Consider the following 19,594-nt stretch of genomic DNA (forward strand, 5'->3'; position numbering starts at 1 on the left):
TCGGCGCTGGGGGACACCGGCGTCACGGCCAGACTGGGGGTCAGAGCTTGATGACCGTTCCTTCGACACCCGAGCGGTGCGCCGCCTCGATCACGCGCAGGGCTTCGACCGACGACTCCGGGTCGACCGGGAAGTCGCCCTCGCCGCGCAGGGCGTCGCGCACGTCGGCGTAGAACTGCTCGTAGCGGCCCGCCTCGGTGGGGACCGTCTTGACGTCGTTGCCGACGCCGATGCGGCCCGCGTCCGACGCGGGTTCGACGGCCCAGCCGTCGTCGCCGGGGCGCATGCCCGCCTTGATCTGGGGTTCCTGCACGTCGAGGCCGTACTTGGTGAACGTCGCCTGGTCGCCGAGCACCCGGAACCGGGGGTTCAGCGTGCCGGCGAGCGCGGACGCCCACAGGTGCGACCGGACGCCGTTGGCGTGCTTCAGCGCGACGAACACGTCGTCGTCGACCTGGACGCCGGCGCGGCGGCGGTCGGTCTCCGCGTAGACCTGCGTGACCGGGCCGAACAGCTGCAGGGCCTGGTCGACGATGTGCGCGCCGAGGTCGTAGAGCAGGCCGCCGGCCTCGGCCGGGTCACCGAACTCGCGCCAGTTGTCTTTGGGCTTGGGCACCCAGCGGTCGTAGCGGGACTCGAAGCGGAAGACCTCGCCGAGCTTGCCGGACTCGAGCACCTTCCGGACGGTGAGGAAGTCCGAGTCGAGCCGCCGGTTCTGGAAGACCGTCAGGCCGACGCCCGCCGCCTTCGCCGCGGCGACGACCTGCTCGGCTTCGAGCGCGGTGGGCGCGAACGGCTTGTCGACGACCACCGGCAGGCCGGCCTCGATCGCCCGCAGCGCGAGCGGGACGTGCGTGCGGTTCGGCGTGCTGACCACGACGAGGTCGAGGTCGCCGGCCCGCTCGAACAGCGCGTCGGCGTCCGGGACGACCTCCGCGCCGGGGTGGTCGGCGCGCGCCTGGGCGGCGTTGCTCGACGTCGTGATCACCGCGGGGGTGAGCCCGGGCGTCGCCGCCACCAGCGGCGCGTGGAAGACGCGGCCGCCGATGCCGTACCCGAGGATGCCCACGCGCAAGTCACTCATGCCCCCATTAAACAACAGTGTTGCTTAATTGGCCAGGCGTGGGAAGATCCTGTCCATGGCGGACACCGGGGTGAACCTGCGCAACGTGCGCGAGCACAACCGCGCCCTGCTGCTCACGCACATCCTGCGCGCCGGCGGCCTCAGCCGCGTGGAGCTCGCCGAACGCACCGGGCTCACCCAGCAGGCCGTCTCCAAGATCGTGCCCGAACTCCTCGACGCCGGCCTGCTGGACGAGGAACGCCAGGCTTCGACGGGGGTCGGCAAGCCCCGCACGCAGCTGACCATCCGGGCCGGCGCCCGGCACGCGCTCGGCGCGCGCCTGGACCGCGACGAGTACCGCGTCCTGCGCACCAACCTCATCGGCGAGGTCGAGGAGACGGCCGGCGGCCCGCTCCCGGCCGGCTTCACGCCCGAACAGGCCGTCGAGGCCATCGGGACGACCGCGCTCGAGCTCGCCGACGGCTTCGACGTGCTGGGCCTTGGCCTCGGCGCGGTCGGCCCGCTGGACCACCTCGCCGGCCTGGTCCGCGACGCGACGAACATGCCCGGCTGGCACGACGTCCCCCTGCGCGACCTGCTCGAGAAGCGCACCGGGCTGCCGGTGACGCTCGACAAGAACACCAACGCCGCCGCGTTCGCCCGGCTCTGGCCGCACGGCGAGCCGACGGCGACCGCGGTGGTGCTCGTCGGCACCGGCATCGGCGTCGGCCTGCTGATCGACGGGCGCCTCTACCGCGGCCCGCGGACCAACGCGGGTGAGTTCGGGCACACCACGATCGCCTTCGACGGGCCCGTCTGCGCCTGCGGGCGACGCGGCTGCGTCGAGATCATGGCCAAGCGGGCGCCCGACACGCGGACCGCCGCGGGCTTCCTCGGGATCGGCCTCGCCGACCTCGTCCAGGTGCTCGACCTGGAGCGGATCGTGCTGGCCGGACGCGCCGTGCGGGACGAACCGGACGTCCACCGCGAGGCCGTTTCGGCCCGGCTGGCGGAGCTGCTGCCATTGCCGCAGTGGCAGCGGATCGAGGTCGTCGAGGACGACGGCGGCGAGGAGATCGTCACGCGCGGAGCCGCCGCGGAGGTCCTGGCCTCGTACTACGCGAATCCGGCATGATCACCGCCTTCACCTCGGCGACGGGCGCCGACCGCTAACATCCGCACTCGTGCCAGAGGAGACCACGCGCGAGCCGGAGCCCGGCCCCGTGACGCTTACCCGGGCGGAACGGGTCGTGCCGAGCTGGAACGAGCCCCTCGCGGCGGCGGTCACCAGACCGATCGGCGGCCCGCTCGGCGAGCACGCGGCGGTCGGCCGGCACTGGTTCTGGTCGCCGCAGCGCGTCGGCCTGCTCCTGGCCACCCTCGCGCTGATGCTCTGCTGGTTCGGCAAGGGCTCCTGCATCCAGCAGTACCAGGACTCCAGCGGCGCCACCCAGCTCGACTGGCGCGCGGGCCGCCCGTTCGTCGCGATGTGCTACTCGGACATCGTGCCGCTCTACAGCTCCGAGCGGCTCGACCGGCCGGGCACCTTCCCGTACTACACGTCGTGGAAGGAGAGCTCGCAGACCGCGGAGAACAACACCCGGTACATGGAGTACCCGGTGTTCACCGGCCTCTTCCAGTGGGCGAACGCGAAGCTCGCGGCGGGCTGGCTGGACGTCGCCCAGAGCGGCTGGCTGCCCGGCGCGCTGCCGGTCGCGGTCTACTTCGACCTCACCGCGTTCTTCCTGGCGCTGGCCTGGCTGGTCACCGTGTGGGCGACCGGGCGGACGATGAAACGCCGCCCGTGGGACATGGTGCTGGTGGCGGTCTCGCCGCTGGTGCTGGTGCACGCGTTCACGAACTTCGACGCGATCGCGACGGCGTTCACCGCGACCGGCCTGCTCGCCTGGGCGCGCAAACGCCCGCTGCTTGCCGGGCTCCTGCTCGGCCTCGGCGCGACGGCGAAGCTCTACCCGCTGTTCCTGCTCGGCGTGCTGTTCTTCCTGTGCCTGCGCGCGGGCAAGCTCACGCCGTTCTGGAAGACCGCGGCCGCCACCATCGCGACCTGGCTGGCGGTGAACGCGCCGTTCATCCTCACCGCGACCCGCGGCTGGTGGGAGTTCTTCCGGATGAACACGCTGCGGCCGATGGACCCGGACTCGCTGTACAACGTCTTCTCGTACACGACGGGCTGGGCCGGCTTCGACGGCGTGCTGCAGAAGAACCAGAACCCGGCCTACCTCAACCTGACGGTCGCCGTGCTGTTCCTCGCCTGCTGCGCGGGCATCGCCTACGTCGCGCTCGCCGCCCCGCGCCGCCCGCGCGTCGGCCAGCTCGCGTTCCTCGTCGTCGCGGCGTTCCTGCTGACGAACAAGGTGTGGAGCCCGCAGTACTCGCTGTGGCTGGTGCCGCTGGCCGTGCTGGCGATCCCGCGCTGGCGGCTGCTGCTCGGCTGGATGCTGATCGACGCCCTGGTCTGGGTGCCGCGGATGTTCTACTACCTCGGCGTCGACCACAAGGGCCTGCCGGAGGGCTGGTTCCTCGGCACGGTCGTGGTCCGCGACCTCGCCGTCGCCGCGCTGTGCGTGCTGGTCGTGCGCGAGATCTACCAGCCGGGTACCGACCTGGTCCGGGCCGCGGGCGACGACGACCCGGCGGGCGGCTTCCTCGACGGCGCCCGGGACGTGATCGTCCCGAACGCCGTCCGGCGCCGCCGCAAGACCGTGGCCGCTTAGCCCAGCTGTTCGCGCAGGTAGGCGATGTCGGCCGCCTGGCCGTCGGGCGGCGTCTCGACGACGACCGGCGCGCCGGCGGCCCGGGCCACCTCGACCAGCACCTCGGGGTCGATCGTGCCCTCGCCCTCGACGACGTTGGCGTGCCGGTCGCGGGTCGAGCCGAACTCGTCGCGGGAGTTGTTCAGGTGCACCAGGTCGATCCGGCCGGTGATGGCCTTGACCTTTTCGACGGCGGTCGCGAGGTCCCAGCCGGCCGCGAAGGCGTGGCAGGTGTCCAGGCAGAACCCGGCGCCGAACTCGCCGACCTTGTCCCAGAGCCGGGCGATGACGTCGAGGTCGCGGGTGATCGCGTTCTCGCCGCCCGCGGTGTTCTCGATCAGGATCGGGACCTTGAAGCCGCCCTTCTCCTGCTCGCGCTCGAAGAGCTTGCGCCAGTTGTCCAGGCCGACCTCGACGTCGTCGGTGTCGCCGACGTGCCCGCCGTGCACGATCAGCCCCTTCGCACCGACGGCCGCCGCGCCGTCCGCGTGCTGCGTGACGTTCTTGCGGGACGGGATCCGGATCCGGTTGTTCAGCGAAGCCACGTTGATGAGGTACGGAGAGTGGATGAACACCTCGACGGGGTCGGCCTTGATGGCTTCGCCGTGGGGGTGCGGCTTCGGGGCCTTCCAGCCCTGCGGGTCGGAGAGGAAGAACTGGACGACGTCGGCTTTGCGCTCGGCGACCGCGGTCAACGGGTCGTCGTCACGGACATGGGCGCCAATCAGCATGCCGAGCACGCTACTCCGGGTGCTTCTTTCCCCTGTGGGACCGGCTGGTGACGCTCGTGGAGTACCGTGAGCGCGTTCCGTGATCCAGATTGGTCCGACTGCCGGAGGGCATCGATGGGGAAGCAGCTCACCCGGATCACCGCACTGGGATTCACCTTCGCCGCTTCCGCCGCCCTCGCGCTGCCGGGCGTGGCGAGCGCGGACACCAGTCCCACCCTCGGCGGCGACTGCTCGGCCACCCTCCAGAACGGCCAGGCCCGCGACGCGAAGACCGGCCTGGTCCTCGACGCCGGCGCCCCACTGAACGCTCCCGACCGGCTGACCGTCGGGCTCGACTCCAGCGCCAAGAACACGAACGGCTCGGCCCCGCTGCTCACCCTCCCGGTGGGCGACACCGTGCGGGCGCTCGGCATCGGCGAGGTGCCGGTTGTCGGCGACGCGGCGGGGAAGACCGTCTGCCCGGCCGCGCAGGGTGTCGTGAACACCGTCGGCGGCGTGACGCAGGGCGTGGCCGAGGAGCTGCCCCCGCTGCCGCTCCCGCCGGGCCCGAACCCGCCGGCTCCGCCCGCACCGCCGGCCCCGCCCGGCCCGACGCCGCCGGGGCAGAACCCGCCCGGGAACAGCACCGGCCCGGTGACCACCGGTCCCGGCAACGCCGGCCTGCCGGGTGACGCGATCTCGGGCATCTTCAGCAACGCCTCGCTGCTGCCCGGCAGCCTGGTGCAGGCCCCGGTGATCGCGCAGATCATCCCCGGCCAGCAGGTCCCGACGGTCGACGAGCAGAAGTCCGGCACCGCCGAGGCGCTGCCCGCCGTCACGCCGCCGGCGAAGCTGCCGGTGCTGCTCGCGGTCCTGGCGCTGGCGGTCGTCGCCGCGGCCCTCGTCCGGGCCTGGATCCGGCGCAAGCCCGCCTGATCTCACCCAAGGTGACGTCCGCTTCCACTCGAATGCCGGACATTTCTGAACGAGCGGGCGTCACCGCGCTGCCTTAACGTCGTTGTTCTGGGGAGAGACGACGAGGCAAGGGGCGGCGAGTATGCAGGATCGGACACGGAGGGCAACGGCGGCCGGAGCGACGGCGTTCGTGCTCGCGGGTTCGGCCGTGCTCGGCATGCCCGGCACCGCTTCCGCCGACACCAAGACCGTGCCCTGCGGCAGCACCGTCACCGCGAAGCCCGGCGACCACATCCAGGGGACCCTGCTCGGGCTGCCGCTGCCCGTCGACCTGGGCATCGTCGGGCAGGCGACCACCGTGCTCACGAGCACGGTCGGCGGCCTGCTCAACACGGTCTGCAAGGTCACCGTGAACGTCGTGAACACCGTCGTCTCGCCGGTCCCGGTGGTCGGCGCGCCCGCGGCGAGCGCGATCAACCAGGGCGTCGACGGCGTCAACTCGGCCGCGACCGGCGGCCTCAACACGATCAACGGCGGCGGCAAGCAGGCGTCGCCGCAGCCCGGCACCGGGGGCAACCCGCAGCAGCCGCCGCAGTCCGGTGGGACCGGCGGCGCGCCGCAGGGTGGCACCCCGCAGGGCACCACGCCGATCCCCGACGCCAACAGCCCGCTCCTGCCCGGCTTCTCGAGCACGCCGGTGTTCGGCGGCTTCCCGTTCACCGTCGGCACCGGGTACGCGCCGATGCGGGACTACAGCGGCATCCCGTTCGCGACGGCCGGGTTGTTCACGCCGTCGCCCGCCCTCCGGTACGGCAGCCAGATCCCGGGCTACGCGCCGCAGTACGGCCTCAACGGGCCGGACCAGAACGCCGCGGGCAACTCCGGCATCCAGACGGCGGGTCAGGCCGAAGCGCTACCGTCGGTGTCCAACGGTTTCACGGACGGGTCGAATCTGCCCCTGTTGATCGCGGTGCTGGCACTCTCCGGAGTCAGCGCGGGCCTCGTGCGGACCTGGGTGCTCCGCCGAATGGCCGCTGCGAATTGACCCGACTGCCGAGTATCTTTCGCGTATCGCCTTCGTTGATCCTGTTGCCTGGAACGACGCCCCCGTAAAGCTTTGGAGGACCCGCACGTGCGGAAGATCCTGACCGCCACCGCCATGGCCGCGTTCTTGGCCGGCGGCGCATTCCTTTCCACGGGCACGGCTTCCGCCGCGACGACGCTCGCGGGCACCTGCTCGGGCGCCGTGAACGGCAGCATGGGCGACACGGTCGCGATCCAGGGCTCCTCGGTGAAGGAGCTGGTCCGCAAGGGCGCGCAGGACTACGTGAACTCCCACCTGTGGACCGCGCTCTCGGTGTGGCCGAACTCCCTCGCCGACACGATCGCCGGCAAGGGCGCGCTGCCGGTCGGCGAGGTGCCGAACGCGGCGGGCGGCACGATCGCCGGCTCGGCGATCGGCGGCGTGGTCGCGACCGCGCTCAAGGGCGCCAACGGCCTCGGCGTGCTGGACAGCACCAAGAACGAGGTCCTCAGCTCGATCTCCGCGCACGTCGCCCAGGGCTGCGGCCTGACGACCGTCGCCACGAACTACGTCGCCCCGGGCCAGCAGGGCACCGGCGGCACCGGCACCACGCCGGGCGGCACCGGGACCGTCCCCGGCGGCAGCACCGGCAACCTCTCCAACCTGAACCCCGGCACCGCGGGTGGCACGGGCGGCAGCGCCCCGATGCGCGACTACAGCGGCATCCCCACGGCGACCGCCGGGACGGCCGTCGCCCCGGGTGCGCGGTACCCCGCGAACGGGACGCTCCCGGGTGACGCTTCCGCCCCGCAGGCGGGTCAGGGCGACCAGAGCGGCCAGAGCGCCGGCATCCGGGACGCGGGCAACGCGCAGTCGCTCGCCTCGAACGGCGGGTCGAACGACGTCCAGCTGCCGATGCTGCTCGCGGTGATCGTGCTGGCCGGCGTCACGGCGGGGCTCGTCCGCACGTGGGTCCTGCGCCGCGCGAGCTGACCCCGGCGTCCGGCCCCCGGAGCACCCCCAGGTAGCCTTACCTGGACAAACCCTCCTGCCACGGACAGTCCGTGGCCGCGAGCCCATAGGAGGTGAGTGGTTGTGTCACGCCATTACGAGGTAATGGTCATCCTGGACCCCACGCTCGACGAGCGCACGGTCGCCCCCACGCTGGACAACTTCCTCAACGTGATCCGCACTTCGGGCGGTTCCGTGGAGAAGGTCGACGTCTGGGGCCGTCGTCGCCTCTCGTACGAGATCAAGAAGCACGCCGAGGGCATCTACGCGCTCCTCGACCTGAACTCGTCCTCGGACGCGGTGAAGGAGCTGGACCGCCAGCTGTCGCTGCAGGAGACCGTGCTCCGCACCAAGGTCATGCGCCGCGAGGTCAAGCGCGCCGCGGCCAAGCCCGCCGCCGCCAAGGCCTGAGCCCGAGGGGAACCCCGATGGCCGGAGACACCGTCATCACCGTGGTCGGCAACCTGACGTCCGACCCGGAACTGCGCTTCACCCCGTCCGGTGCGGCGGTCGCGAACTTCACCGTCGCGTCCACCCCGCGCACGCTCGACCGGCAGTCCGGCGAGTGGAAGGACGGCGAGGCGCTGTTCCTGCGCTGCAACATCTGGCGCCAGGCGGCGGAGAACGTCGCCGAGTCCCTGACCCGCGGCGCCCGCGTCGTCGTGCAGGGCCGCCTCAAGCAGCGGTCGTTCGAGACGAAGGAAGGCGAGAAGCGCACCGTCGTCGAGCTCGAGGTCGACGAGATCGGGCCCTCGCTGCGCTACGCCACGGCCAAGGTCAACAAGGTCAGCCGCGGTGGCGGCGGCGGTGACTTCGGCGGCGGCGGTGGCGGTGGCAACCGCGGTGGCGGAGGCGGCGCGCCCGCCGACGACCCGTGGGGTTCGGCCCCGCCCGCCGGTGGCGGCGGGGGCGGCGGCTTCTCGGACGAGCCCCCCTTCTGATCTCGCACACATCCACAAAGATTTGAATTACCAGGAGTAGACAGTGGCCAAGCCACCCATTCGCAAGCCCAAGAAGAAGGTCTGCGTGTTCTGCAAGGCCGAGAAGAAGGGCCGCCCGGAACTGATCGACTACAAGGACACCAACCTGCTGCGGAAGTACATCTCCGACCGCGGCAAGATCCGTGCCCGTCGCGTCACCGGCAACTGCAGCCAGCACCAGCGTGACATCGCCATCGCGGTCAAGAACTCCCGCGAGATGGCGCTGCTGCCCTACACCTCGACCGCGCGCTAAGGGAGGGCACTGACATGGCGAAGATCATCCTCACCACGGACGTGGCCAACCTCGGCGGCCCCGGCGACATCGTCGAGGTCAAGGACGGTTACGCGCGCAACTACCTGCTCCCGCGGGGCTACGCGATCGTGGCCTCCAAGGGCGCGGAGAAGAACGTCCGCACGATCCAGCGCGCGCAGGAGAGCCGTCGCATCCGCGACCTCGACCACGCCAAGGAGATCAAGGCGACGCTGGAGGGCCTCGGCGCCATCCAGCTCACCGGCAAGGCGGCCGAGGGCTCGAAGAAGCTCTTCGGTTCGATCACCGCCGGCGAGATCGTCGACGCGATCAAGGCGGCCGGTGGCCCGCTGCTCGACAAGCGCGTCATCGAGCTGCGCGACCACATCAAGACCGTCGGCAAGCACTCGGTCGGCGCCCGGCTGCACCCGGACGTCAAGGTCGACGTGCGCCTCGAGGTCAAGGCCTCGCAGTAAGGCAGTACGCGTGACGAAGGCGGGTCGCTCCCTGGTGGGCGGCCCGCCTTCACGCGTTTCGGGGGAACCCCGGACAGACGGCGGCCGTCGTAGGACAATGGAGCGGGACGCGAAGGGAGCGCACTCGGATGGGTAACGAGGTCAACATGTCCGCGCCGTCCGGCGGAGGGGGATTCACGTTCGACGCCGACAAGATCGACGGCGTGATCAAGAAGTGGCAGGACCTCCAGGCCGACCTCAAGCGCGACTACGACGACGCCAACCTGATGGCGAACGTCAAGGCGCCCGGCAAGGAGTTCGCCAGCGGCGACTGGGAAAAGCTCGCGAACCCGTCCGGCAAGGCGTTCCTCGAGCAGAACTCCAAGATGCAGGAGTACGTCAAGAACTACATCGAAGCCCTGACGGCCGCGAAGCAGAAAATCACCACCAAGGAGTCGGAAACCCGGGCCGACCTCTCGAAGACGGGGAACCAGGCCACGTGAACCGACGACTCCTCGCCGTTCCGGCCCTGGTCTTCGCCGTGCTCGCCGTCGCGGGCTGTTCGGGCAAGACCCGCGGCACCGCCAACCCGGCGGCGACCGCGGAGACGAGCAGCAGCGAGACCTCCCGGTCCGCCGCTGACTCCGCGCCGCGCGTGCCGGAACCGTTGAACACCGCGAACATCACGTCGGACGCGTGCAACTCCATCAACGCGGCCGGCCGCGCCGCGCTGGGCCTCGGCGACGGCTCCCCGCGCAGCACGGGCAACGGCCCGAGCTGCACGTACCAGGAAGCCGCCGACCCGGGCAACCAGATCGACGTGACCACGGTGACGGCGAACAAGAACGGGCTCCAGGACGTCTACGACACCAAGGCGAACGACGCCTACTTCGGCGAGTCGCAGGCCTACGGGTACCCGGCCGTCTACGCCGCCGCGCTGGACGACCGCAAGAACGGCAAGTGCGGCCTGTTCGTCGGGGTGACCAACGAGCTGGCGGTCAACATCCTCGTCCAGTACGACCACGGCGCCGGCGCGTCGGACCCGTGCTCGGTCGCGGGGAAGTTCGGCGAAGCGATGATCCAGACCTTGATGGGGGGCTGAGATGCTGGAACTGGTCCTGCTCGGCGGCTTCGCCGCGTACAACATGGCCACCACGCACTCGGACGACCACACGTCGGTGCAGGGTGACCGCAAGATCGACTGCTACGACATCTGGCACCAGATCACCACCGGCCCGGGCACCGGCTCGATCCAGAACGGGCAGGCGGCGGCGAGCCGGCTGAAGGGCGCGTACGCGGACCGGCTCACCACCATCGACACCCTGGCCAAGGAGATGGACGCGGCCTGGACCGGCGGCGGCTCGGACGCGGCGCAGAACGCCGGCGCGCACCCGCTGCGGGTGTGGATGGAGGACTCGGGGACCAAGCTCACCGACTCCGACAAGTACCTCGGCGAGCAGAACACCGCGTTCACCACGGTGCACGCGCAGGTGCAGGAGGTCCCGAAGGACCCGCCGAAGAACAACCTGCTCAACGCGGTGACGCCGTGGACGACCGACACCGACCGGGCGATCCGCGACTACAACACCAAGGGCCAGGCCAACGTCGACGCCTTCAACACCTACTACAAGGCGAGCAACGACAACGGCCAGAAGATGCCGACGTACTCCGCGCTCAAGGGGCAGCAGGAGAACGTCAACGTCGACAACGGCAAGGACGGCAAGAAGAAACCGGGTGAAGACGGCAACGGGAACGGCGAGCGCGGAGGTGCTCCGGGCACCGGTCCCGGCGGCGTGAACATCCCGGGGCCTGGCGGGGTCCCGTCGTTCAACGGCCAGCCGCCGAACATCCCCGGTGGCGGCTTCGACCCGTCGAAGGTGCCGGGCGGTGGCTACGACCCGTCCAAGGTGCCGAGCTTCGACCCGGGGAAGGTGCCCGGCGGTGGCTACGACCCGTCGAAGCTCCCCGGCGGCGGCACCTACACCCCGCCGAACTTCAACGACGGCACGCACTCGTCCGGCTTCTCGCCGTCGGACGTGCCGGGGATGCCGGGCTTCGGCCCCGGCGGTGGCACGCCGAGCTTCTCCGGTGGCGGGGGCAGCGGGTTCGGCCCCGGCGGGTCGGGCGGGGTCGGCGACCCGACGGCGGGCTTCGGCCCGGGCGGCGGCGCGGGCTTCGGGCCCGGCGGCTCGAGCGGCGCGGCCCTGCCGGGTGGCGCGGGCGCGGCCGGCGCTGGCCGGGGCGGCATGGGGGCCGGCGGCGCGATGGGCGCGGGCGGCGCGGCGGCCGGGCGCGCGGGTTCCACCGGGATGGGTGGCATGGGCGGCATGGGCCACGGCGCCAAGGGCCAGGGCGGCGGCGACGAGGAACGCACGTCGAAGTACCTCCTCGGCGACGACCCGAACGACATCTTCGGGACCGACGAGCTGACGGCCCCGCCGGTCATCGGCGAGTAGCGCACGCGGGACGGCCGGGCGCGTGCCAAGATGGGCGCGCCCGGCGTTTTCGCTGCACCGGGTTCGGATTCCTACTGGGGGAAAGCGTGCTGGACAGGCAGGTCACCATTTCGACCGGCACCCTGATCAACCTGATCAGGCGCCGGGGCGGCGAGCCGCACACGGTGCTGTCCGAGACGCCGACCTGGTACAGCGACGAGGCCCAGCGCGCCGAGGACGAGCGGGTCAACGCCGAGCTCGCCAAGGCCGGGCTGTACGGCCCGCGCGGCATGCACCCCGGGTTCGTCGCGACGATCGAAGCGATCGCCCGGCCGCAGCTGGAGTACTACGGCTGGATCGACGGCGGGTTCCAGGGCAAGCCGGTCAGCTACCGGCTGCTGGCCGGCAGCGCCAGCGGCGAGGCGTTCGTGCTGGCCAAGCACGAAGAGCTGGACGTCGTCGTGCTGGCGTCCTCGCGGCCGGGAGAGCTGCTCGACGACTTCCTGGGTCAGATCCCGAAGCTGGCGCCCGGGCGCGGGACGCCGCTCGCGGTGCCGAAGAGCCAGCTCGAAGGGACCGCCCGCGGCGAAGACGGCGGCGCGTACGCCGTGCTCCGCAACGACCGTCCGGCCGAGGGCTCGCAGGAGGTCGAAGAGCTCCGGCGGATCCTGTCGCTACGCCGAATGGGGAGCGGCAGCCTGTACGTGGCGGCCCGCAGCCGCACCGGCGGCCGGCACCGGATCGAACGGCCGGTGAACTACATCGATACCTCGGAAGGCCGATGGCTGACCGAAGAGGTTCCGGGGCGCGGGGAGAACCGGATCGCCTTCACCCCGGCCGACCAGCGCGTTCTCGCTGACCGGTTACGCAGCGCACAGGGCAGGCTCACCGCGGCCTGACCCGTCGGCCGTTCAGCCCACCGGGTTACGGCTCTACCCTCCGTGATATTCATCCACAGGCCGGGTGGCCCAATGGTCTCCGGCTGGTCCACGACACGCCGAACAACGGGTTTCACGCGACACGCCGAACGAGTTTTCGGCAAGTTCTCCACACCTTGTTCACAGGCGTTGACCTGCGGGTTCACCGAAGCCGATCGACCTTGTCCCCAACTTGTCCACAGCTCTGGCGCCACCTGTGACTGGTTACCCCCATTCATCCCCAGGTTGTCCACAGAAGGGTCCCCATCCTGAATTGCCATCCGCCTTCCGGGGGATCTAGCGTGCCCGCTCGGGCCTGTACTCACGGTGGCGCTCCGCGTGTCTAAGACGACTGACGGACGTTGTCCCCGATCATCGGGGAGGGGCCTGGAGACGGGTGCCGCGGATCGAGCCGCGTGCTTCGAGAGCGAAGATCCGGCATACTCGAACGGGTGTTCGACACGATGAGGAGGTGTCCGGGGCGGTGGCGCTGACCGACGACCGCAGTCCGATGTACGCGGAGTCCGACCCGGGGCCGAGCGACCCCGGGCCCGGGGGTGGCGGTGGCGGGTTCGACCGCCAGCCGCCGCAGGACATCGCGGCCGAGCAGTCCGTGCTCGGCGGCATGCTGCTGTCCAAGGACGCGGTCGCCGACGTCATCGAGGCGCTCGGCCCCGACGACTTCTACAAGCCCGCGCACCAGGCGATCTACGACTGCATCCTCGACCTCTACGGCCGCGGCGAGCCCGCCGACCCGATCACCATCTCGGCGGAGCTGGAGCGCCGAGGCGAGCTGGGCCGCGTCGGCGGCGCGCCGTACCTGCACACGCTGATCGCGACGGTGCCGACGGCGGCGAACGCGGGCTACTACGCGGAGATCGTCGCCGAGAAGGCGGTCTTGCGCCGGCTGGTCGAGGCGGGCACCCGGATCGTGCAGTACGGCTACGGCGCGGCCGCGGCCGACGGCGCGAACATCGACGAGGTCGTCGACCGCGCGCAGGCCGCGATCTACGACGTCACCGAGCGCCGGACCAGCGAGGACTACGTCGCGCTGGAAGAGCTGCTGCAGCCGACGATGGACGAGATCGACGCCATCGCCTCGCGCGGCGGCCAGTCCCAGGGCATCCCGACCGGGTTCACCGACTTCGACGAGCTGACCAACGGGCTGCACCCGGGTCAGATGATCATCGTCGCGGCCCGTCCCGGTGTCGGCAAGTCGACATTGGGACTGGACTTCGCGCGCTCGGCGTCCATCCGGCACGGCCTGACCAGCGTCATCTTCTCGCTGGAAATGAGCCGGACCGAGATCGTCATGCGCATGCTCTCGGCCGAGGCCAAGATCCGCCTCGCCGACATGCGCGGCGGCAAGATGTCCGACGACGACTGGACACGGCTGGCCCGCCGGATGAGCGAGGTCTCCGAGGCGCCGCTGTTCGTCGACGACTCGCCGAACATGACGATGATGGAGATCCGCGCGAAGGCCCGGCGGCTGAAGCAGCGCAACGACCTCAAGCTCGTCGTCCTCGACTACCTCCAGCTGATGACGTCCGGCAAGCGCGTCGAATCGCGGCAGCAGGAGGTCTCGGAGTTCTCGCGGCAGATGAAGCTGCTGGCGAAGGAGATCGAGGTCCCGGTGATCGCGATCAGCCAGCTGAACCGTGGTCCGGAGCAGCGGACGGACAAGCGCCCGATGCTGTCCGACCTGCGTGAGTCCGGCTCGCTGGAGCAGGACGCCGACCTCGTCATCCTGGTCAACCGCCCGGACGCGTGGGAGCGCGACGACCCGCGCGCGGGCGAGGCGGACCTGATCATCGCGAAGCACCGTGCCGGCCCGACGGCGACGATCACCGTCGCCCACCAGCTGCACTACAGCCGGTTCGTGGACCTCTCGCACGACTAGCCGAGCGCGCTGTACCCGCGGACGAACGCCGTGAGGAGCCGGCCGAAGTTCTCGCGGTCCTCCTCCGGCCAGTCCGCCATCACCTCGGCGAACACCGAGCGCCGGAACGCGTGCAGCTCGTCGAGGTGCGCCTGGCCGGCCTCGGTCGGTACGAGCACGGCACGCCGTCCGTCGCGCTGATCGGCTTCGCGGCGAAGCAGGCCTTGCTCGACCGCGCGCGCCACCAGCCGGCTCGCGCGCGGCTGGTCGACACCCATCGCCGCGCTCAACGCGGTCACCGTGCCGGCCTCACCGCGTTCGGTGAGCTCTTCGACGACGTCGAGCAGTTCGTGCACCGGGTCGTGCGCGCCCTGGCCACGGGCCTTGCCGATCCGGCTCAGCGCCCGCCGCTGCTGGCTCCGGCGGATCGCGATCATGGCGCGCTCGACCTCGGCCACCGCGTCCGTCATGGTTGCTCCACCTCCGAACTGCATGTACTTTTACATGTAGTTGTTCGCCGACATCATCGGAGTACCCGTGAAACCCCTGGGATGGCACCTGCGCCACGTCCACGAGCTCCTCGAATCCTCCATGGCCCAGGCCCTCGACGCGGAGTCGCTGAGCCGCCGGCACTGGCAGGTACTCAACACGATCGCCCTCGGCGCCCGCACGCCGGAGGAGGTCGGCGCGGCACTGGCCCCGTTCGGCGAGACAGCCCGCCAGCTGGCCGACCTCCGGACCCGCGGGTGGGTCGCCGAAAGCGGCGAGCTCACCGACGCCGGCCGCGCGGCCCACGCCCGGGTCGAGGCGCGCGTCCACACGTTCCGGACCACGGTGGCCGACGGCATCAGCGACGACGACTACCGCACGACGATCCGCACGTTGGAGCGCTGCGCGGCGAACCTCGAGAGCCACTGAAGGAATAACCCGGACGGCGCCGGCGTCAGGTATCCTAGTAGTTGAACTTTCAAGCACTGGAGCCGTCGATGACCCGCACCCCGGTCCTCTACCTCAGCCACGGAGCGCCGCCGCTCGCCGACGACACCACGTGGACCCGCCAGCTCGCCGCCTGGTCGGCCGACCTGCCCAAGCCCCGCGCGATCCTCGTCGTGTCGGCGCACTGGGAGGAGGCCCCGCTGACCATCGCGGCCACGACGACCGTGCCGCTCGTGTACGACTTCTGGGGCTTCCCCGAGCGCTACTACCAGGTGAAGTACGCGGCGCCGGGCGCACCGGAGCTGGCAGAGAAGGTGCGGAAACTGCTCCGCTCCACAGACACGCCGGTGCACGACGCGCCGGAGCGCGGCCTCGACCACGGCGCCTACGTGCCGCTGGTCGAGATGTACCCGGACGCCGACGTGCCGGTGCTGCAGGTGTCGATGCCCTCGCTCGACCCGCAGGAACTGTTCGACCTCGGACGCAAGCTCGCGCCGCTGCGCGACGAAGGCGTGCTGATCATCGGCAGCGGCTTCTTCACCCACAACCTGAGCGGCATGGCCCGCGCGACCGACGGGACGCCGCCCGCGTGGTCGGCCGAGTTCGACCACTGGGGTGACGAGGTCGTGCGCGGCGGAGACGTCGACGCACTGCTCGACTTCCGGCACAAGGCGCCGGCGGCGGCCCTCGCGCACCCGCGGATCGAGCACTTCGCGCCGCTGTTCGTCTCCCTCGGCGCGACCGCGGAGGAGAAGTCCGGCCGTACGGTGATCGACGGCTTCTGGCACGGCCTGGCGAAGCGGTCGCTGCAGTTCTCCTGACCGGCCCCCGAACACGAACGAGCCCCAGGAACCTGATCGGTTCCTGGGGCTCGCCGTCTCCAGGGAAGGAGCGTTCTCGCGATCGTCAGGCGCTCCGTGCGAGGAGACCTCGCGGCGCGGTGGAGCGCCTGCCGGGGGTTGGGGGCCGGGCGGGTTCTGGCTGAACCCGCCCGGCGTCACCGAACTACTTGCGCTTCACCAGGCCCAGCAGCTTCGCGAGAAAGCCGGTGGAGTCCAGGCCCGACATGGCCGGAACCTGCGCGGCCGGGGCGGCGCTGTCCAGCACCGGCAGCTTGGCGTTCACCGGCAGGGCCGGGGCGGCCGGCAGCGCCGGGGTCGCGGGCAGGGCCGGGGTCACCGGGAGGGCGACCGGCAGCGTCGGGACGCCGCCACCCAGGGCGGGCAGCGCCGGCAGCGCGACGGGCAGGCCACCGGTCGGCAGGTCCGCACGCTCGGAGCCGGGCAGGGCGCCCAGGGCGGGCACGGCCGGCAGGGCCGGGGCCGCGATCGGCAGGCCCGCGGTCGGCAGGTCCGCACGCTGCGTGTGGCCCGGCAGGGCACCACCCAGCGCCGACAGCCCGGTCACGGCGGGCAGCGCCGCGGTGTTGGGCAGGGTCGGCTTCGGCATCGCCGGGATGCCGCCCAGGTGCGCCAGCTGGGTCAGCCCGGCCAGCGGGTTGCCCCCGGTCGGCAGGTCGGCGCGCTGGGCACCGATCGGCGCGGCGGTCGGCAGCGCGGTCGGCAGCGCGGGCAGGCCCTGGGTGGGCAGCCCCGCCGTCGGCAGGCCGCTGGCGAGCCCGGTCAGCGAGGGCAGCTCGCCGGCACCCAGCTCCGAACCCTCGACCGGGTTCGCGATCGTCTCGGCCACGTCCGTGGGTTCGCCGTTGATGCTCGTCATGTCGGTCGCGTCCGCGGTGGCCACCCCGAGCACCTCGAGGGGCACGCCGAAGATCTGCACCGGCGCCACGATGTCGTGGTAGAAGTTGTACCCCGACAGGCTCGACCCGTCACCCTCGGTGACCGGCTCGCCGCCGTTCTGAGTGGTCAGCGAGTTGTCGCCGACGGCGTGCGCGACGCCGCCCACGGTCACCGCGTCGCCGAACAGCTGCGCGATCGCCGTGGCCGGGATGTCGAGGATGTTGCCGGAGATGGCGCCCTCGACACCCGAGGTGGTGTCGTCGCCCGCGTTCTGCACGGACGTGGTGTTGATGCCGGTGCCGCTCGCGACACCCGCCGCGCTCACCGCGTCGCCGAAGACCTGCGCGACCGGCAGCGCGTCCGCGCCGATGATGTTGCCGGCCACCGCGCCGCGGTCACCGTCGGTGGTGGCGTCGCCGCCCGCCTGCGACTTGGTGTCGCTGGTGCCCAGGCCGTGGCCCAGGGCCGCACCCGCGACGCCGTCGCTGAACAGCTGCGCGACACCCCCGACCGGGGCCTTCACGATGTTGCCGGTCAGCGCACCGTCCTGGCCGTCGGTCAGCGCGTTGCCGCCCGCCTTGGAGTCGGTGATGTTGTCGTTCTCACCGGTGCCGATGCCCGCGAGGGCGGCACCGCTGCCGGCGGCCAGCACCGGGAGCGAGACCGGGGCCTCGACGATGTTGCCGGCGCCGGCGCCCGCGGGGCCGTTCGCCGTGACGTCGCCGCCCGCGTTGGACGTCGTGTCGGTCGAGCCCTTGCCGTGGCCCTGGCCGACGAACGCGCCACCGATGTTGGCGACCTGCACCGGCAGCGAGGCCGGCACGGTGCCCAGGTTCGAGCTCAGGAAGCCGTTGTCGTCGTGGGTGCTGCCACCGCCGCCGCCGGAGACGACCTTGGTCTCGTCGGCCGAGCCGGAGCCCTGGCCGATGAAGGAGCCGCCCACGCCGAAGACCTCGGCGGGCAGGCCGACCGGCACCTGCACGACGTTGCCCGAGCCGGACGAGTTGTCGCCCTGGGTGCCGTCGTACGCCCCGGCGGTGACCGTCTTGTCCTCGGTCGCCGTGCCGGACGCGTTGCCGATGTGGCTGCCGCCGATGCCGAAGACCTCGGGCGCGCCCGCGGTCTGGGTGTTGACGATGTTGCCGCCGAGGACGGAGTCGTTGCCCTTGGTGTAGCTGCCGTTGCCCGCGTTGGCGTCGGTCGTGTTGTCGTGCGCCGCGTTCGCCTGGCCGATGTACGTGCCACCGACGCCGAAGGCCTCGACCGGCAGCGCGACCGACGGGTTCAGGACGTTGCCCGAGCCGCTCGCGTTGTCACCGGCGGTCTTGACGAAGCCGCCCGAGTCGACCGTGCTGGAGGAGCTGCCGGCGTCGGGGATGCCCGCCGAGGCGTTGCCGATCCACGAGCCCGCGACACCCGCGACGTTCGCGATCGGGGACAGCGAGGCCGCCCCGCCGTTGCCGGACAGGAACGAGTCGTTGCCGCTCGTCTCGAGGTAGGTCGGGATCCCGAGGCTGCCGTCGCGGGTCGCCCCGGCGGTGGCGTCGGCGGAGGTGTTGCAGCCGTCGGAGTTCGACAGCGAGCCCCACACGGCGCCCGAGTTGCAGTTGAACTTGACCGGCAGGGCGATCGGCGCGCCGACCACGTTGCCCGATCCGGCGCTGTTGTCACCGGAGCTGAACAGCGAGCCGCCGGAGGTGGCGACGGTGTCGGCCGAGTAGCCGTGGCTCTGCCCGTTGCCGAGCAGGTACGAAGCGGCGTTGCCGGTCACCTGCACCGGGGTGGCGAACTGGCCCGCCACCACGTTGCCGGAGAGGGCCGAGCCGTCGCCGTTGGTGTCGACGTTCCCGGTCTCGGTGGTGCTCTGGCTGGCCGACCCACCGGTCACGCGGCCGGTGCCGCCGGCGACGCCGCCGCCGTTCCCGGCGATCTGCACGGGGAGCGCCCAGTCGAGGGCGACCGCGTTGCCCGCGAGGCTCGAGTCCTGCCCGGTCGTCGCGATGTCCTGGTTGTGGTCCCAGGTCTGGGTGTGGTTGCCACCCTGGACGTTCGCGTCGCCGAGCACACCGACCGCGTTGTCCACGATCTGGATCGGGACGACGACGTCGCCGGTGACCTTGTTGCCCTTGAGGTTGTTGTGGCTCGGGGTGAAGGCGCCCGCACCGTCGGCCTTGGTGACACCGCCGAGGGTGCTCTGGCTGATCGGGCTCGCTTCGTCGAGCTGCTTCGCCGCTTCGTTCGCGGCGTTGGTGACCGGCTTGGTGCTCAGCTCCGTCTGCCCGGCGGGCAGGTCCAGCTGGCCGAAGGGGGTGCCGACCGCGTTGTTGGCTTCCTGGATGGGAGCCGTGACGTTCAGGTCGAGCGGGGAAGCCGGGGTGTCGGGGTTGACGTTCTCGTCAGCCGAGGCGATGCCGGTACCCAGCATCAGCAACCCACCCGTGACAAGTGCGGTCTGGAGTCCGCGCTTTGCCCACGTCTGCATGGGGTTTTTCTCCTTTATTTCGGG

20 protein-coding genes are annotated in these 19,594 nt (G+C 71.4%); 16 read left to right on the forward strand and 4 right to left on the reverse strand.

Going from position 1 to position 19,594, the window contains the following annotated elements:
* Positions 1-40 precede the first annotated feature (40 nt).
* Positions 41-1,084 carry a Gfo/Idh/MocA family oxidoreductase gene (locus ACIRSS_RS21270; RefSeq protein ID WP_400897239.1) on the reverse strand — a complete coding sequence of 348 codons (1,044 nt, stop codon included), beginning with the start codon at positions 1,082-1,084 and terminating at the stop codon, positions 41-43.
* Positions 1,085-1,139: 55 nt separating this feature from the next.
* Between ACIRSS_RS21270 and ACIRSS_RS21275 the strand changes: the two genes are divergently transcribed.
* Positions 1,140-2,198, forward strand: coding sequence for an ROK family protein (locus ACIRSS_RS21275; protein ID WP_400897241.1), 1,059 nt, complete (start codon positions 1,140-1,142; stop codon positions 2,196-2,198).
* A 49-nt stretch (positions 2,199-2,247) separates the two neighbouring features.
* The gene (locus ACIRSS_RS21280) at positions 2,248-3,798 is read left to right on the forward strand and encodes a glycosyltransferase family 87 protein (RefSeq protein WP_400897243.1); all 1,551 of its coding nucleotides are present in this window, start codon (positions 2,248-2,250) and stop codon (positions 3,796-3,798) included.
* Here the strand turns inward: ACIRSS_RS21280 and ACIRSS_RS21285 are convergent.
* Positions 3,795-4,568 (reverse strand): deoxyribonuclease IV, encoded by a 774-nt coding sequence (locus ACIRSS_RS21285; RefSeq protein ID WP_400897245.1) that lies wholly within the window; start codon positions 4,566-4,568, stop codon positions 3,795-3,797. The two genes, ACIRSS_RS21280 and ACIRSS_RS21285, sit on opposite strands and share 4 nt — an antisense overlap.
* Positions 4,569-4,682: 114 nt before the next feature.
* On the opposite strand from ACIRSS_RS21285, the gene ACIRSS_RS21290 reads away from it, so the two are divergent.
* From ACIRSS_RS21290 to dnaB, 12 genes are all read left to right on the forward strand, one after another.
* Positions 4,683-5,483 (forward strand): hypothetical protein, encoded by an 801-nt coding sequence (locus ACIRSS_RS21290; protein WP_400897247.1) that lies wholly within the window; start codon positions 4,683-4,685, stop codon positions 5,481-5,483.
* 121 nt (positions 5,484-5,604) lie between these two features.
* Positions 5,605-6,507: a hypothetical protein gene (locus tag ACIRSS_RS21295; protein ID WP_400897248.1), complete on the forward strand. Its 903-nt coding sequence runs from the start codon at positions 5,605-5,607 to the stop codon at positions 6,505-6,507.
* A 114-nt stretch (positions 6,508-6,621) separates the two neighbouring features.
* Positions 6,622-7,479: a hypothetical protein gene (locus ACIRSS_RS21300; protein ID WP_400897602.1), complete on the forward strand. Its 858-nt coding sequence runs from the start codon at positions 6,622-6,624 to the stop codon at positions 7,477-7,479.
* Positions 7,480-7,581: 102 nt separating this feature from the next.
* Positions 7,582-7,908 carry a 30S ribosomal protein S6 gene (gene rpsF / locus ACIRSS_RS21305; RefSeq protein WP_176173898.1) on the forward strand — a complete coding sequence of 109 codons (327 nt, stop codon included), beginning with the start codon at positions 7,582-7,584 and terminating at the stop codon, positions 7,906-7,908.
* A gap of 17 nt (positions 7,909-7,925) precedes the next feature.
* Positions 7,926-8,438: a single-stranded DNA-binding protein gene (locus ACIRSS_RS21310; protein WP_400897250.1), complete on the forward strand. Its 513-nt coding sequence runs from the start codon at positions 7,926-7,928 to the stop codon at positions 8,436-8,438.
* A 43-nt stretch (positions 8,439-8,481) separates the two neighbouring features.
* Positions 8,482-8,730, forward strand: coding sequence for a 30S ribosomal protein S18 (rpsR, locus tag ACIRSS_RS21315; protein ID WP_003098744.1), 249 nt, complete (start codon positions 8,482-8,484; stop codon positions 8,728-8,730).
* A gap of 14 nt (positions 8,731-8,744) precedes the next feature.
* Complete coding sequence (gene rplI / locus ACIRSS_RS21320) at positions 8,745-9,203, forward strand: 50S ribosomal protein L9 (RefSeq protein ID WP_257926071.1); 459 nt, start codon at positions 8,745-8,747, stop codon at positions 9,201-9,203.
* 128 nt (positions 9,204-9,331) lie between these two features.
* The gene (locus ACIRSS_RS21325; protein WP_400897252.1) at positions 9,332-9,685 is read left to right on the forward strand and encodes a hypothetical protein; all 354 of its coding nucleotides are present in this window, start codon (positions 9,332-9,334) and stop codon (positions 9,683-9,685) included.
* Entirely contained in the window at positions 9,682-10,284 is a 603-nt protein-coding gene (locus ACIRSS_RS21330) for a DUF3558 domain-containing protein (protein WP_400897254.1), read from the forward strand. The genes ACIRSS_RS21325 and ACIRSS_RS21330 overlap by 4 nt, the downstream gene beginning before the upstream one ends.
* 1 nt (position 10,285) lies before the next feature.
* Positions 10,286-11,638, forward strand: coding sequence for a hypothetical protein (locus ACIRSS_RS21335; protein ID WP_400897256.1), 1,353 nt, complete (start codon positions 10,286-10,288; stop codon positions 11,636-11,638).
* An 86-nt stretch (positions 11,639-11,724) separates the two neighbouring features.
* Positions 11,725-12,516, forward strand: coding sequence for an ESX secretion-associated protein EspG (locus ACIRSS_RS21340; RefSeq protein ID WP_400897258.1), 792 nt, complete (start codon positions 11,725-11,727; stop codon positions 12,514-12,516).
* 502 nt (positions 12,517-13,018) lie between these two features.
* A complete protein-coding gene (gene dnaB / locus ACIRSS_RS21345; RefSeq protein ID WP_400897604.1) occupies positions 13,019-14,434 on the forward strand; it encodes a replicative DNA helicase in 1,416 nt (471 codons plus the stop codon).
* Here dnaB and ACIRSS_RS21350 read toward each other — a convergent pair.
* Complete coding sequence (locus ACIRSS_RS21350) at positions 14,431-14,883, reverse strand: MarR family winged helix-turn-helix transcriptional regulator (protein ID WP_372667503.1); 453 nt, start codon at positions 14,881-14,883, stop codon at positions 14,431-14,433. The genes dnaB and ACIRSS_RS21350 overlap by 4 nt on opposite strands.
* Positions 14,884-14,950: 67 nt before the next feature.
* Here ACIRSS_RS21350 and ACIRSS_RS21355 point away from each other — a divergent pair, with 67 nt between their 5' ends.
* On the forward strand, positions 14,951-15,331 hold the full coding sequence (locus tag ACIRSS_RS21355) for a MarR family transcriptional regulator (RefSeq protein ID WP_400897260.1): 381 nt from the start codon (positions 14,951-14,953) through the stop codon (positions 15,329-15,331).
* 68 nt (positions 15,332-15,399) lie between these two features.
* Positions 15,400-16,170 (forward strand): dioxygenase, encoded by a 771-nt coding sequence (locus tag ACIRSS_RS21360; protein ID WP_086675409.1) that lies wholly within the window; start codon positions 15,400-15,402, stop codon positions 16,168-16,170.
* Positions 16,171-16,354: 184 nt separating this feature from the next.
* Here ACIRSS_RS21360 and ACIRSS_RS21365 read toward each other — a convergent pair whose 3' ends face one another.
* The gene (locus tag ACIRSS_RS21365) at positions 16,355-19,570 is read right to left on the reverse strand and encodes a beta strand repeat-containing protein (protein WP_400897262.1); all 3,216 of its coding nucleotides are present in this window, start codon (positions 19,568-19,570) and stop codon (positions 16,355-16,357) included.
* Between the last annotated feature and the right edge of the window lie 24 nt (positions 19,571-19,594).

The sequence above is a fragment of the Amycolatopsis sp. NPDC101161 genome, assembly GCF_044768185.1.
Classification (GTDB): Bacteria; Actinomycetota; Actinomycetes; order Mycobacteriales; family Pseudonocardiaceae; genus Amycolatopsis.

What these genes read in the sequence shown, in the direction of transcription:
- ACIRSS_RS21270 (WP_400897239.1), bottom strand. Translation starts at nt 1,084, where the DNA reads ATGAGTGACTTGCGCGTGGGCATCCTCGGGTACGGCATCGGCGGCCGC.
- ACIRSS_RS21275 (WP_400897241.1), top strand. Translation starts at nt 1,140, where the DNA reads ATGGCGGACACCGGGGTGAACCTGCGCAACGTGCGCGAGCACAACCGC.
- ACIRSS_RS21285 (WP_400897245.1), bottom strand. Translation starts at nt 4,568, where the DNA reads ATGCTGATTGGCGCCCATGTCCGTGACGACGACCCGTTGACCGCGGTC.
- ACIRSS_RS21290 (WP_400897247.1), top strand. Translation starts at nt 4,683, where the DNA reads ATGGGGAAGCAGCTCACCCGGATCACCGCACTGGGATTCACCTTCGCC.
- ACIRSS_RS21295 (WP_400897248.1), top strand. Translation starts at nt 5,605, where the DNA reads ATGCAGGATCGGACACGGAGGGCAACGGCGGCCGGAGCGACGGCGTTC.
- ACIRSS_RS21300 (WP_400897602.1), top strand. Translation starts at nt 6,622, where the DNA reads ATGGCCGCGTTCTTGGCCGGCGGCGCATTCCTTTCCACGGGCACGGCT.
- ACIRSS_RS21310 (WP_400897250.1), top strand. Translation starts at nt 7,926, where the DNA reads ATGGCCGGAGACACCGTCATCACCGTGGTCGGCAACCTGACGTCCGAC.
- rplI (WP_257926071.1), top strand. Translation starts at nt 8,745, where the DNA reads ATGGCGAAGATCATCCTCACCACGGACGTGGCCAACCTCGGCGGCCCC.
- ACIRSS_RS21325 (WP_400897252.1), top strand. Translation starts at nt 9,332, where the DNA reads ATGGGTAACGAGGTCAACATGTCCGCGCCGTCCGGCGGAGGGGGATTC.
- ACIRSS_RS21335 (WP_400897256.1), top strand. Translation starts at nt 10,286, where the DNA reads ATGCTGGAACTGGTCCTGCTCGGCGGCTTCGCCGCGTACAACATGGCC.
- ACIRSS_RS21350 (WP_372667503.1), bottom strand. Translation starts at nt 14,883, where the DNA reads ATGACGGACGCGGTGGCCGAGGTCGAGCGCGCCATGATCGCGATCCGC.
- ACIRSS_RS21360 (WP_086675409.1), top strand. Translation starts at nt 15,400, where the DNA reads ATGACCCGCACCCCGGTCCTCTACCTCAGCCACGGAGCGCCGCCGCTC.
- ACIRSS_RS21365 (WP_400897262.1), bottom strand. Translation starts at nt 19,570, where the DNA reads ATGCAGACGTGGGCAAAGCGCGGACTCCAGACCGCACTTGTCACGGGT.